General features: G+C 37.3%; 13 protein-coding genes. 1 reads left to right on the top strand and 12 read right to left on the bottom strand.

The features are described from left to right. Positions 1-169: 169 nt before the first annotated feature. The 5 genes from recG to NCCP28_RS09045 all read right to left on the bottom strand — a co-directional run bounded on the left by recG (position 170) and on the right by NCCP28_RS09045 (position 6,078). Complete coding sequence (recG, locus tag NCCP28_RS09065) at positions 170-2,218, bottom strand: ATP-dependent DNA helicase RecG (protein ID WP_248561143.1); 2,049 nt, start codon at positions 2,216-2,218, stop codon at positions 170-172. A 1-nt stretch (position 2,219) separates the two neighbouring features. After that, positions 2,220-3,098: an L-serine ammonia-lyase, iron-sulfur-dependent, subunit alpha gene (sdaAA, locus tag NCCP28_RS09060; RefSeq protein WP_248561054.1), complete on the bottom strand. Its 879-nt coding sequence runs from the start codon at positions 3,096-3,098 to the stop codon at positions 2,220-2,222. Positions 3,099-3,152: 54 nt separating this feature from the next. After that, positions 3,153-3,815 (bottom strand): L-serine ammonia-lyase, iron-sulfur-dependent subunit beta, encoded by a 663-nt coding sequence (gene sdaAB, locus NCCP28_RS09055; protein WP_248561053.1) that lies wholly within the window; start codon positions 3,813-3,815, stop codon positions 3,153-3,155. Positions 3,816-4,015: 200 nt separating this feature from the next. Continuing rightward, a complete protein-coding gene (locus NCCP28_RS09050) occupies positions 4,016-5,695 on the bottom strand; it encodes a DAK2 domain-containing protein (RefSeq protein WP_248561052.1) in 1,680 nt (559 codons plus the stop codon). Positions 5,696-5,712: 17 nt separating this feature from the next. Further along, the gene (locus NCCP28_RS09045) at positions 5,713-6,078 is read right to left on the bottom strand and encodes an Asp23/Gls24 family envelope stress response protein (protein WP_101175530.1); all 366 of its coding nucleotides are present in this window, start codon (positions 6,076-6,078) and stop codon (positions 5,713-5,715) included. Positions 6,079-6,531: 453 nt separating this feature from the next. Between NCCP28_RS09045 and rpmB the strand changes: the two genes are divergently transcribed. Further along, entirely contained in the window at positions 6,532-6,720 is a 189-nt protein-coding gene (gene rpmB, locus NCCP28_RS09040) for a 50S ribosomal protein L28 (RefSeq protein WP_007087786.1), read from the top strand. A gap of 239 nt (positions 6,721-6,959) precedes the next feature. Here rpmB and spoVM read toward each other — a convergent pair whose 3' ends face one another. The 7 genes from spoVM to rsmB form a co-directional block, all read right to left on the bottom strand. Continuing rightward, positions 6,960-7,040 (bottom strand): stage V sporulation protein SpoVM, encoded by an 81-nt coding sequence (gene spoVM, locus NCCP28_RS09035; RefSeq protein ID WP_032088878.1) that lies wholly within the window; start codon positions 7,038-7,040, stop codon positions 6,960-6,962. 89 nt (positions 7,041-7,129) lie between these two features. Continuing rightward, positions 7,130-7,777, bottom strand: a complete 648-nt coding sequence (locus tag NCCP28_RS09030; RefSeq protein WP_248561051.1) for a thiamine diphosphokinase — start codon at positions 7,775-7,777, stop codon at positions 7,130-7,132. Between the two features lie 176 nt (positions 7,778-7,953). Further along, positions 7,954-8,838: a ribosome small subunit-dependent GTPase A gene (rsgA, locus tag NCCP28_RS09025; protein ID WP_248561050.1), complete on the bottom strand. Its 885-nt coding sequence runs from the start codon at positions 8,836-8,838 to the stop codon at positions 7,954-7,956. Between the two features lie 13 nt (positions 8,839-8,851). Further along, the gene (gene pknB, locus NCCP28_RS09020; RefSeq protein ID WP_248561049.1) at positions 8,852-10,834 is read right to left on the bottom strand and encodes a Stk1 family PASTA domain-containing Ser/Thr kinase; all 1,983 of its coding nucleotides are present in this window, start codon (positions 10,832-10,834) and stop codon (positions 8,852-8,854) included. Next, positions 10,831-11,589, bottom strand: coding sequence for a Stp1/IreP family PP2C-type Ser/Thr phosphatase (locus NCCP28_RS09015; protein ID WP_248561048.1), 759 nt, complete (start codon positions 11,587-11,589; stop codon positions 10,831-10,833). Before NCCP28_RS09015 ends, pknB begins: the two co-directional genes overlap by 4 nt. Before the next feature lie 6 nt (positions 11,590-11,595). Next, entirely contained in the window at positions 11,596-12,684 is a 1,089-nt protein-coding gene (rlmN, locus tag NCCP28_RS09010; RefSeq protein WP_248561047.1) for a dual-specificity RNA methyltransferase RlmN, read from the bottom strand. Between the two features lie 2 nt (positions 12,685-12,686). After that, a complete protein-coding gene (gene rsmB / locus NCCP28_RS09005) occupies positions 12,687-14,033 on the bottom strand; it encodes a 16S rRNA (cytosine(967)-C(5))-methyltransferase RsmB (protein WP_248561046.1) in 1,347 nt (448 codons plus the stop codon). Position 14,034: the final 1 nt, after the last annotated feature.

Raw genomic sequence — 14,034 nt, 5'->3', positions numbered from 1 at the left:
TAAACAAAGTACATTTTGTTCACCTTTTTATAAACTCTATTAAAGATTTCCGCTCCAGGCATTCACTTTTTGCGGGAGTTCCTTTTGATCCGCCTCTCCCGCAAGAGTCTCACACATCCGATCCAATCAGCAAGGAGTTCTAACATAGTCTTTTCATAAGAAAAATACTCTAATCTAATTTTTCTCCTGATAAAATCCCTGTATTAGTCAGCTGATGCCGCAAGTGCCTATATTCTTCTCCCTCCCAAAATATCGGAGACTCAATAAGCACTGTTGCATCATTTCTAGCTGTCTCCAGCGTTCTATAGTCATGAACCATATCTGCCATCTTAAACTCCGGCATGCCGCTTTGCTTTTTGCCGAAAAAGTCTCCTGGACCTCTCAATTCCAAGTCTTTTTCACTTAATACAAAACCATCATTTGTTTCTGTCATAATTTTCATCCGCTCTTTGCCGACATCTGTTTTGGGATCGGCAATCAGCACACAATAAGATTGAGCATCTCCTCGCCCCACGCGGCCTCTAAGCTGGTGCAGCTGAGATAATCCAAATCGTTCTGCGTCATAAACAAGCATAAAGGTGGCATTGGGCACGTTAACGCCTACTTCCACAACAGTTGTACTGACAAGAACTTGAATCTTGTTGTCGCTGAACTGTTTCATAATGGCATCTTTTTCATCTGGATGAAGTTTTCCATGCATCAAACCAACTTGATAGCGGTTTTGAAAAAACTGCGAGAGTGTTGCATGAACATCCATTGCATTTTGCACATCAAGTTTTTCTGATTCTTCAATAAGCGGGCAAATAACATAACTTTGTCTGCCTTGCGATAATTCTTTTTCCATAAACTGCAGAATTCTTGTCAGCATATCATGTTTTGCCCAATATGTTTCGATTGTTTTTCTTCCTGCAGGCATCTCATCGATAATGCTGACATCCATTTCTCCAAAAACAGTGATAGCAAGCGTTCTTGGAATAGGAGTGGCAGTCATAAATAAAACATCAGGATTTGCGCCTTTTTCCCGAAGAATTCGCCTTTGATTAACTCCGAACCGATGCTGTTCATCTGTAATGACAAGCCCTAATGCTTTAAATTCCACATCCTCTTGGATTAGTGCATGTGTGCCGATTAATACATCAATCTTTCCTTCTTGCAAATGCGTCAACAATTCTTTCCTTTTTTTTCCTTTTACTGAACTAGTAAGCAATGCGCATGTAATGCCAAAAGGCTCAAACAATTTCTGAAGCGAATCTGCATGCTGTTCTGCAAGTATTTCTGTCGGGACCATTAGCGCCCCTTGAAAACCAGCTAAAATAGTTGCATATAACACCACAGCCGCTACAACTGTTTTACCTGACCCTACATCCCCTTGAAGAAGACGATTCATCCTATATGGAGATTTCATATCTTTTATGATTTCATTTACGACTCTTTTTTGTGCAGAAGTTAAAGGAAATGGCAAAGAGTCGATAAATGCTCTTAGTCGATCGACATCATGATTTTGTGAAATTCCTTTTGAATGTTCTCTTTCATATTTTCTCAAGCCTTGCATTTTCAGCTGAAACAATAAAAATTCTTCATACACAAATCGGCGCCTGGCTTGTTTTAAATCTTCCCTGTTTTTAGGGAAATGAATAATGCGCAGCGCCTCTTGTCTTCTAAGGAGACGATATTTCGTCAGTAAAGAATCGGGGAAAATTTCTTCTATTTCCCCTTCATATTGGGACAATGCATTGGAAATAAACTTTCTTAATGCTTTTACCTTGATATTCCCTTTTACCGTATAAACAGGTTCAAAATCCTGTGCTTTTTGATTGCTGCCAACCTGCAAATGATTCGCAGTAATGGTTTGCCGATGCTGGTCCCACTTTCCAGTAACAGTAATTAGTTCATTCACAGCCAATTTGCTTTTTAAATAAGGCTGATTAAAAAAGACAACACTTATTAAATAGTTTTCTACTAATAGCTTAATGGTTAAACGGGATCTTTTTTTCCCGTAAAAAACAAGGGATGGTTCACTATGAACCTTCCCTTCTACCGTCACTTTTTCTTCATGTTTGATTTCTTCTAAATTACGCAGCCGATAGTCTTCATAACGATAAGGGAAGTATTCGAGCAGATCATAAATCGTATTAATATTCATTTCTTCTAGCTGCTTTTTTGTTTCAGGTCCAATTCCTTTTAGGTTATCTAGACTTTTGTTTAAGTGTTCATTCACTTTATAATGCAGCTTTACCAAAGATTTCTGCTTCTAATTTCCGTGCAGTTGGTGTTGCCGCCAACCCTCCTTGTGCAGTTTCTTTTAACGAGTTCGGCATCGATTGTCCAATACGGTACATGCTGTCAATTACTTCATCACAAGGAATGCGGCTTGTAATGCCTGCAAGGGCCATATCTGATGCTATCATGGCATTTGCTGCCCCCATTGCATTTCTTTTGACACACGGCACTTCTACTAATCCTGCTACAGGATCACACACAAGTCCCAACATATTCTTTAAAGTAATTGCCATCGCATGGGCACTTTGTTCTGGAGTCCCGCCAGCCATTTCAACAATCGCTGCTGCAGCCATTCCACTAGCAGAGCCTACTTCCGCTTGGCAGCCGCCAGCAGCACCAGAAATGCTAGCGTTATTAGCAACTATAAAGCCAAATGCGCCTGCTGTAAATAAAAATGCCAACATTTGTTCTCTTGTCGGATTCAATTTATTTTTCACTGCAAATAATGTTCCAGGCACCACACCAGCAGATCCAGCTGTTGGCGTTGCACAGATTGTCCCCATTGCTGCATTCACTTCATTTGTTGCAACTGCCTTGCTGACAGCGTCCAAAATAAATTCACCAGATAAGTAATTGCCTTTTTTTATATAATTCTGAAGCAGAACAGCATCCCCACCTGTTAATCCAGAATGAGACGACACTCCACTTAACCCCCGTTCAACCGCTTGCTCCATTACTGTTAAATTAATATCCATTTGAGCGATAATTTCTTCTCTTTTTCTCCCTGTCACTTCGATTTCCTGTAAAATCATCAACTCTGATATCGGCAACCCTTTTGTTTTTGCCATTTCCACTAATTCTGCCACATTACGAAACATACCAAGTTCCTTCCTTTCTCTCTACTCCTTAATATAAATAGCAACCTACTTTTATTATTCGACTATTGTGGTTACTTTTTCAATTGCCTCAAGATTTTCAATTTCTTTTAAAATTGCTTCATCTATATTTTGATCCACCTCAATCGTCATAAGAGCAAGCATGCCCTTTTCTTTTCGGCTTACTTCCATATGGCCAATATTGATTTCATATTTTGCTAAAATATTAGATACTTTTGCAATTGCACCAAATTTGTCATTGTGAACAACCAATATTGCTGGATGATGTCCAGATAATCTTAGTTTAAAACCATTTAATTCTGTTATCTCTATTTTTCCTCCGCCTATAGAGATGCCCACAAGCTCTAGCTCTCCTTGATCGTCTGATAAAACAATTTTTGCTGTATTTGGATGTTCAGGAATTGCCTCTTCTACATGAAAAGATACTTCCATTCCAAGTTTTCGGGCAAGTGTCAGCGAATTTTTAATTCTTTCATCAAATGTATCAAAATCAAGCAAACCGCCAACAATTGCTACATCTGTTCCATGTCCTTTATATGTTTGTGCAAAGGAACCATATAAATGAATCGATGCTCTTTTAGGCTGTCGATCAAAAAGGTTTCTTGCCACCCTGCCAATCCTGGCCGCTCCTGCTGTGTGAGAGCTTGAAGGCCCAATCATCACAGGCCCGATAATATCGAAAACACTCTTGAATTTCATACTTAGATACGCTCCCTTTTCATTATTTATTACCGTAATCCATTAACTTTTATTTTATTTCATTATATTAATATAAATTTCTATTTAAAAATAGCTATTCTTTCATCTTATCACATGATGTGATATTGTAGCATTTTTCTTTATTTCTCAAAATAAAAAACTGCATGCTCCTATTTAAGCATACAGTTTACATAAATTAATTATTCAATAGAAAAAATAAACGCATATAAAGGTTGATTTCCATCATGAATTTCTACTTCAACATCAGCAAATTCTTCTTCGACAAAGGAAGCAAGCGCTGCTGCATCTTCATCAGATGCATCTTCCCCTTTAATGATCGTTAAAATTTCTGCATCTTCATCTATCATCGAAGTTAATAATTTTTGTGCAGATTCAAGCTTTTTTTTGCTTTTTACAACAATCTTGCCATCTGCTATCCCCATGAAATCGCCTGTTTCAATAGTAAGGCCATCAATATTTGTATCTCTGACAGCATATGTTATCTGCCCCGTTTTTACATGCTCCATTGCACTTGTCATACTTTTTGTATTAGCATCCATTTCTGCGCTCGGATTAAATGCAAGGAGTGCAGCCATCCCTTGCGGCACCGTTTTAGAAGGGACTACAACCACATGATCGCCTAGTACATCCACTGCTTGTTCTGCCGCCATAATAATATTTTTATTATTGGGAAGAATAAACACTTTTTTTGCATGCACTTTTTGAATGGCATTGACAATATCCTCCGTACTTGGATTCATTGTTTGTCCGCCTTCAATTACATAATGAGCACCAATGCTTGTAAACAGTTCAGCAATTCCAGAGCCCATGGAAACCGTTACGATTCCATACTCCTTTTGTTCCGTTGGAGCTGAATGTGCTGCTGGCATTTCCTTTTCTGCATTTTCCACTAACGTGCTGTGCTGCTCCCGCATATTTTCAATTTTCATTTTTATCAGATTGCCGTATTTTTGGCCGTATGTTAACACTTCGCCGGGCACATTGGAGTGGATATGTATTTTCACCACTTCATCATCTGCAATTACTAAAAGAGAATCTCCATATGAACTTAAATCTTTTCTGAATTCTTCTTCCGAAAAAGCTTTATTCCCCAACTTTTCTTCTTCTAAACGCACCATAAATTCTGTACAATAGCCAAATTCAATATCTTCTGTATTGATCACACTATGAACATTTTTATGATGCTCTGCATTAACAAGCTCATTCATGGAAACAACCGCTTTCATGCTATCCGGCAGTTTTTCCCCTTTAAGTTCTGCAAGAAATCCTTCATATACAAACACCAAGCCTTGGCCTCCACTGTCTACTACTCCCACTTCTTTCAAAACAGGAAGCAGATCTGGAGTACGATTTAATGAGGCGTTTGCTTCTTTTACCACTTCTTCCAATATTACAATAATATCATCATGTTGTTCAGCTGCTTGAAGCCCTTTTTTTGCAGCGTCTTTTGCAACCGTCAAAATTGTTCCTTCCACAGGCTTCATTACTGCTTTATAAGCTGTTTCCACTCCAAATTGCAAAGCTTCAGCAAAATCTTTGCCTGTAATGCTTTCTTTTTGTTCAATCGATTTAGAAAATCCGCGGAATAATTGTGAAAGAATAACTCCAGAATTCCCTCTTGCTCCCATTAGCAAGCCCTTCGATAAACTTAGCCCTACTTTACCTATATGTGATTGAATATTATTTTGAACTTCCTTGGCACCTGATGTCATCGACAAATTCATATTTGTCCCAGTATCTCCATCTGGTACTGGAAAAACATTTAACGCATCTACATATTTAGCATTAGAGGATAAATGGTTTGCTCCTTGGATAACCATTTCGGCAAATCTCTTTCCTTCTAAAACTGTAATCGACACTATTCGTTTCCTCCTCACTACGGGTTCGTCACACGAACTCCTTGAACGTAAATATTAACCGAGTCAACGGCAAGTCCAACTGTCTTATTGAGTGTATATTTCACTTTTGATTGAACATTGTGCGCAACTTCGGAAATTTTCGTTCCGTAACTTACAATAATATACATATCAATATGTACCTCTTCTTCATTCTCTTTTCGAACAATTACTCCACGTGTGAAGTTTTCTTTACGCAAAATATCCGTCAAACCATCTTTAATTTGATGCTTCGACGCCATTCCTACAATGCCGTAGCAGTCTACCGCTGCTCCTCCTGCAATTGTTGCAATAACTTCTGTTGAAATATCTATTTGCCCGAAATTTGTTTTTAGTTCGATGGACATGAGTCTTCCCCCTTTGGAATTGCTCCTTGACTACTGATATTTTACTATAACATAATAATTTTTAAAAGCGATAGTTGAATTAGACTGCGATTGTCCTCTTATATTATTTGCTTTTTCAGAAGAAACCCCTTCCTAAAGCATTCGACAAAATAAAAAGAAATCTTTAATATAGCAAAGAGCTTCATGCCTCCTTGATTTTCAACTGAATTACCGCCTATCTATTTCTATTATATATGAAAAGCCGTATCTTATTTATAAGGTATGCAAAAAAAACATGTCAAGGAAATTTTCTTGAAAGGTTTTATCACAACTATTGCATTCAAAGTAGTTGTATGATAAATTATTAAAGTATCTTTATGAGGATTATTTATGATTTTCTAAGGGATTAAAACGTTAACTAGGAATTTGGAAACTCTTTATTTAAGAGTTTTGGTTATAAGGAGGGAAATATACATGCCACGTAAATGTGTTGTAACTGGTAAAAAAACAACTACAGGTAATGCTCGTTCCCATGCCATGAATGCTAACAAGCGTACTTGGGGAGCAAACCTTCAAAAGGTTCGTATCTTAGTAGATGGAAAACCTAAACGTGTTTGGGTTTCTGCTAGAGCACTTAGATCTGGTAAAGTAGAGCGCGTTTAATTAACACGCTTTTCGCCTTGTCTTTTAGCGTTCGTTAACACACGCTGAAAAAACAAAAGGCGGAATCACTAAACTGGACAAAATAAAAAAGGACATGCTTATGTCCTTTTTTATTTTTTGCTAATTTTTAGCGCCTGCTAATTATTGTTTCAAAAAGAGAAAAGAAAAAGCTTTCCTTTCCCCTTTATCGCCTCATCTTTTAAAGGTTGTACGTCAAAAAAAGGCAAAAAACATTCATCCTATTCTTTTTTAAATGTTCCTAACATTGCGCGGACAAGTCCTCCTAAAAATTTTGGCAGTTTAATGGTATAGAATCTCATGAATACTGTCCCTCCTTAAAAGCGAATTAACCAGTAACACCATTTACATCCTATTCAAAACATGCAAAATAGTACTTGAATTTTTATTGTTAATCATGACTTCTTATTACCAATAGTATGCCTTTAGCAAAAGAAAAAGTACCATATTCACTAATAAGTTCGTTGCTGATACAAAGTGTACTGCTGACCGGAAGATATTTATCCTTTAAAGGATATTTAAAGCCTTCTAAAGTTAAACCTACAGTCTCTTCACTATAGGGAAAAAAGGAGATATACGGATATATTTCCTCTCTTTCTATTATATGTACACCACTTGTTGCAATATGAACTTTATTTTTATTATCGATTAACTCTATGTGAATTTGCTCATTTCTAAGCCGTTCTTTTAATAGCAGCTGCATGTTTGCAATTGTATGATCAAGTCGGCCACCTGTCGCCCCAAACAACCCTATTCTTTTTGGCTGCTGTTTGATGGCCCAATTTAGTGCCAGCTCCATATCTGTTTCATCTTTTTCTGGTTTAAATTGTTTTATATTTGCAGAATGCTCACAAATTGTCTGCCACTCTTCCTCACTTACAGAATCAAAATCACCGAAAGCTGCCTCCACGGGAATAGATCGGTTGATTAAATAAAGCACGCCTTTATCAACTCCAATCCAGATGCATTCCTCATTTGTATATCGGCCAAGGTCTGGCACATATTGCTCGGGTCCACCTGCCATAATATATATATTCATTTTCCTCGCCCCTCTCTTTCTCCTTTTCATCCAAGCATTTTATTGCTCTATAGTATTAAAAAAAAGCATGGGACAGCTCCCCCATGCTCCAAAAATAAAAACGAAGATTTTCCTTTTATCAGCCATCTGCGCTTCATAAATATGTCTTTAATGCAAGCAAACCTTGGGATAAAATCCTAATATTTAGGTTTTCGATCCTTTATTTCTTGAATAAATTCTGTATAATGTTCATAGCGATAAGCTGGAATCCTAAAAGCCGCGACTTCTTCTTTTACTTTGCACTTTGGCTCTGACAAATGAAGACAGCCTCTAAATTTACAGTCTTCACTCGCTTTTTCGATTTCTGGAAAACAATAATTTAAATCTTCCAGCTCTATATCGCTAAACTCTAAAGAGCTGAATCCTGGGGTATCCGCAACTAAACCGTTGTCAATTGTTATAAGTTCCACATGTCTTGTTGTATGCTTTCCCCTGCCTAGATGTGTCGATATTTCATCTGTTTTTAATGCTAAATCTGGACGAATAGCATTTAGCAAAGAAGACTTTCCAACACCTGATTGTCCTGCAAAAACAGATATTTTCCCCGCCAAAAAAGGAGCTAAATCATGGATTCCTTCATCTGTTTCCGATGATGTCAGAATAACAGAGTAGCCAATTTTTTGGTAATGCTCGGCGTATTCCTCCATCTTTTTTCCTTCTTCTTTTGTTGCTAAGTCCATTTTAGTTATACAGATAATCGGTTTAATATGATTAAATTCCACCAACACAAGAAATCGGTCTAAAAGAGCGGTGCTAAAGTTTGGCTCTACACTAGAAAACACAAGAATTGCTTGGTCAACATTAGCAACAGGAGGGCGCACCAATTCATTTTTTCTTTGCTTTACTTCTAAAATATAGCCGTCAGTTTCATTTTCTGCTTGAAAAACTACCTCATCTCCTACAAGGGGAGTAATTTTATTCTTGCGAAACACGCCACGGCCTCGGCACTGTGTCACACTTCCGCCTTCATCTAATACATAATAAAAACCACTTAATGCTTTAACGATTTTGCCTTCTGGCATGCTTTAACTCTCCTTAATCTGGATATGGCACTACTTGATCAATAATAACACTTTTATCGCGAATAACTTTATAGCCTGCTTTTTCTCCTTTTGCTATTCGCAAAGTTAATGTTTTTTTCGTTGTTTCCGTTATCGTCAACGTTTCATACGGTTCTGTCATGCTGTTATCTAAATCTTGTACATAAATCAATACTTCTTGAGATTCTCCCTCAACTAATGGCTCATAGGAAATCGTAATCTCCTCAGTTACCTCTTTCGTTGGAATTTCTTTTGCCCCTTTTGAAATAACGACATCCAGAGTAGAGCCTACTCTTATATTGGTATCAGCAACTGGCGATTGCGAAATTACTAGTCCTTCTCCGACGGTATCACTGTATTCTTCCGTAAAGTTTACTACAATACCATTCGAACTAGCGTATTCAGTCACACCTTTTTTATTATATCCAGTTAAATCCTGCAAAGAGATAAGTTCAGCCCCTTTGCTGACGGTAAGTTCCAATTCAGCATCTTCTGGCACTACTTCTTGTCCGCTAGTTAGATTTTGGGCGATAATGGTTCCAGCAGGCTCATTTTCATCAAACTGTTCAAGTTTATCAATGTTTTTAAATCCTTCTTTCGTCAGCTGGTCCACAACATCTTCATACTGTTTTCCAACATAATTATCCAACTCGAACTTTTCTTTTCCTAAACTTTCATAAAGGTCAATTTCAGCGCCTTCTTTCGCTTTTCTTCCTGCTTTAGGACTTGTACGAATAATTAGGCCGGCGTCTATTTCCTCATCGTTTAATGGAATTGTTTTTCCAATTACAAATCCTGCTGATTCTAATGATTCAACAGCAACTTCTAATTCCTCGCCGCTTACATCTGGAATAGTCACGTCTTTAGGGAGCAACAGTCCTGGAAGAACAGTAATTACAAGCACTCCAACTAACAAAAGGGTAAAAAAAACAGACAATAATACAACCGTCAGCTTTTTTCCATCTTTCTTTTTCTTTTTTGGAGCAGCTTGAATTTTTTCTTGTCCTTCTTGTTTGTTTCCTTGAGGATTTTTCTCTTCTTTGCCATGAACAATGGTTTCTTCTAAATTTTGATAAGATATATCATTTGTTATAATCGGGATCGCTTTTGTAGCTTCTTCATCAATTGGCTCCACGAATTTTTTTTCGTTTTTTCTTTCTGGATTAAGTGCAGTCCTTAAATCCTCTTCCATTTCTTCCACGCTCGCATAACGATGAAACGGATCTTTTGCTGTCGCTTTTAATACAACATTTTCAACAGATTGAGGAATTGTTTCATTCCACCGTCTTACACTCGGTGTTTCTGACTGCAAATGTTTTAGCGCAATAGAGACAGCTGATTCTCCTGAAAACGGCAACCTTCCTGTCAACAATTCAAACATGACAATTCCAAGGGAATAAATATCAGACTTTTTATTGGCCATTCCTCCTCGGGCTTGCTCTGGAGATAGATAATGAACAGAACCGAGAACAGAATTTGTTTGTGTAATACTTGTTGCACTTAAAGCCATCGCAATGCCAAAATCAGTAATTTTTACATTTCCCTGTTTATCAACCAAAATATTATGGGGCTTAATATCCCGATGAACAATATTATTTTGATGAGCATGGGTTATGGCAGAAGTTAGCTGTTTCATCATTTCAATTGCTGTTTCAACAGGTATAGGGGAGTGTTTTTGTATGTATTGTTTTAATGTGTAGCCTTCTACATATTCCATCACGATATAATAGATGGAACCTTCTTCCCCTACATCATAAATAGTGACAATATTAGGATGGGTTAAGCTTGTAGCAGATTGCGCTTCCCTGTGAAAGCGTCTAATAAACTCTTCATCGTTTACAAAATCTAGACGAAGCATTTTTACAGCAACATCCCTATCCAAGATCATATCGTGAGCCAGATAGACATTCGCCATTCCACCGCCGCCAATCATATCCATTACTTTATAGCGGCCGTTTATTCTTTTGCCAACCATCATGGGGCTTCACCTGCTTGATGGATATCCAAATGCTCTAAGATAATAACTGTAATATTATCTTCACCGCCGCTGTCATTGGCTGACTGAATCAGCATGGATGCTTTTTCATCAAGGGAAGCTTGTTTTGTTAGAACAGTCATTAATTCGACTTCTGGTACTTTATTCGATAAGCCATCAGAGCAGATTAAAATAACATCTCCCTCTTCAAACATAATCGTCATAATATCTACATTTAAATTTTCATCCGTACCTAATGCTCTGAGAACAACATTTTTTCTTGGATGATGCTCTGCATCTTCTTTTGATATTTCTCCCATTCTCACCAACTCATTTACTAATGAATGATCCTCTGTCACTTGTTTAAAGCCATCTTCATTGTAAAGATAGCAGCGGCTGTCGCCAACATGTGCAATGGTAGAAAAATTTTCTGTACATATACAAGCAATAACGGTGGTGCCCATTCCGTCACATTCAGGATGGTTTACAGAATATTGATAAACATATTGATTCACTTCCAGGATTTTTGCTTTCAGCCAATTCTCTGCATCGTCTGCTGACTCAATTTTATCATTAGCCAGCCAAAACTCTGATAATTTATCAACCGTTAAGCGGCTTGCTACATCACCAGCACGGTGTCCGCCCATGCCATCTGCTACGATGGCAAGGCGTTGGCCGTTTTGATTAAAGCATATAGTTCCATTGTCTTCATTATGCTGGCGTACTTTTCCTTTATCTGTTTTAAACACTTGTTTCAAAACTTGTCACCTCGTCTCTTCTTGTCTCTCCTTAGCACGAAGCTGGCCACAAGCAGCATCAATATCGGAGCCTTGCTCTCTGCGAATGGTTACATTTACTCCATGGTTTTTCAACGTTTTTTCAAATAAGAAGATTTGATCCTTTGGTGTGCGAACATAGTCTCTTTCTGGCACATAGTTTACTGGAATTAAATTAACATGGCATTTAATTCCTTTTACCAGTTTAGCCAATTCTTCCGCATGTTCTACTTGGTCATTTACATTTCCGAATAAACCATATTCAAAACTTACACGGCGGCCTGTTTTTTCTACATAATAGCGGATTGCTTCCATTAATTGAGGCAGTTTATATGCTCTATTAATTGGCATTAATCTGCTTCTTAATTCTGTATTTGGAGCATGAAGGGATACAGCAAAATTAATTTGCATATTTTGATCGGCAAATTCGTAAATTTTTGGAACAATTCCACTTGTAGAGACAGTAATATGTCTTGCTCCAATATTTAGAGCTTGATCATGATTGATAATTTTTAAGAACCCCAGCATATTATTAAAATTATCGAACGGCTCTCCAATTCCCATAATAACGACTGAGCTGACACGCTCATTCGTTTTATCAAGAGCTTGTTGTACCTTTACGACTTGTGCAACGATTTCTCCTGCTTCTAAGTTTCTTTTTAATCCACCAAGGGTAGATGCGCAGAATGTACAGCCAATGCGGCAGCCTACTTGTGTTGTTACACATACAGAATTGCCATAATCATGTCTCATTAATACCGTTTCAATGGAATATCCATCATGAAGTTCAAATAAAAATTTAATAGTGCCATCACTTGAAGTTTGTTCAATAATTGTTTTTAATGTTGTAATCGTAAAGTTATCTGTCAATAATTGACGCAAACTTTTCGACAGATTGGACATATCTTCAAAAGACGTTACTCTTTGTTTATATAACCATTCAAATATTTGATCTGCCCTAAATGCTTTTTCATTATTTTCTTTTAGCCATGTTTTTAACTCATCTAATTGCAAAGAATAAATAGACGGCAATGTTTCAGTTGCTGCTTCTTTCTTTGATGTTCTTACTTGTTCCATTTTTACACCTCTTTTTTTAATGCGGCAATATAAAAGCCGTCTGACCCAAAATGTTGGGGCAATATTTGTAATTGATAACCTTCTGCAAAACTTTGTACACTTTCTGGCAGGCGGCTAGCCAATGTTGTATCTTTTGTAAATTCTTGATGTTGTGCCAAAAAACTTGCTACGACCTCTTCATTTTCTTTGCGATCAACGGTGCATGTGCTATAGATTAACAAACCACCTTTTTTCAATAAAGGAGAGACTTCTTCTAAAAGTTTCAGTTGAATCGTCTGCAAACGGTCCATATCTTTTTCGTCTTTTGTATATTTAATATCCGGTTTTCTTCTCATAACACCTAAACCAGAACAAGGGGCATCAATAAGGATTCGATCAAAAGAATTGGCTTCCACTATATCTGCCAGTTTTTTTGCATCCATTGCTTTTGTTTCAATATTGTCCAGATGAAGTCTTTCGGCATTTTGTCGGATCAGCTTTACTTTATGTTCATGAAGGTCAACAGATAGGATATTTCCTTTATTGCCCATTTTCTCCCCAATATGAGTCGATTTTCCGCCAGGAGCTGCACATGCATCTAACACAGATAAAGGTTCTTTCACATTTAATGCATAGGCGACAAGCATCGAACTTTCATCTTGTATCGTTAAAAGTCCATCTTGGAAACAACGGGAATTGGCTAAATTTCCTTTTAAACAGTGGACTCCTTCTGGAATGATCTCACTAGTTTTCACATTATAGCCTTCTGCTTCCAATAGACGTATACATTCTTCTACTGTTGTTTTTGTTGTATTAATCCTTGCTGTTTGTATTGGCGGCGTTAAGTTTAATTGACACATTTTTTGTGTTTCTTCTAATCCAAACTGCTCTGCCCATCGTTTCACAAGCCAATTTGGATGGCTTGTTTCAACAGCAATACGCTCAATTGAATCTTCTATTGATTCTGTTTTTGGCAATCCTTGTCTTTGTATGTTTCTTAAAACGGCATTAACTAAACCTGAAATGCCCTTATGCCCACGTTTTTTTGCAATTTCTACAGCTTCATGAATGGCTGCATGATCGGGAATGCGGTCTAAATAAACAATTTGGTAAAGTGTCAGCTGCAATAATGTTACTACCCAGCTTTGCATTTTTTTGCTGTTTTTCAAAAACGGCTGCAAATAATACGCTAAGGTCATTTTTCTTTGCAGCGTTCCATATACCAATTCTGTTAATAAACCAACATCTTTCGCTGGAATTTCATTTTTTTTAATCGCATTGTTTAACAGTAGATTGCTGTATGCTTGATTATTGTTTATCGTCTCTAAAATATCTAAAGCTGATTCCCGAACATTTTTTTTACTTGTCATT

This window comes from Niallia sp. NCCP-28, assembly GCF_023168165.1.
Taxonomy (GTDB): domain Bacteria; phylum Bacillota; class Bacilli; order Bacillales; family Cytobacillaceae; genus Niallia.
This window is presented reverse-complemented; position numbering and strand designations above follow the sequence as displayed.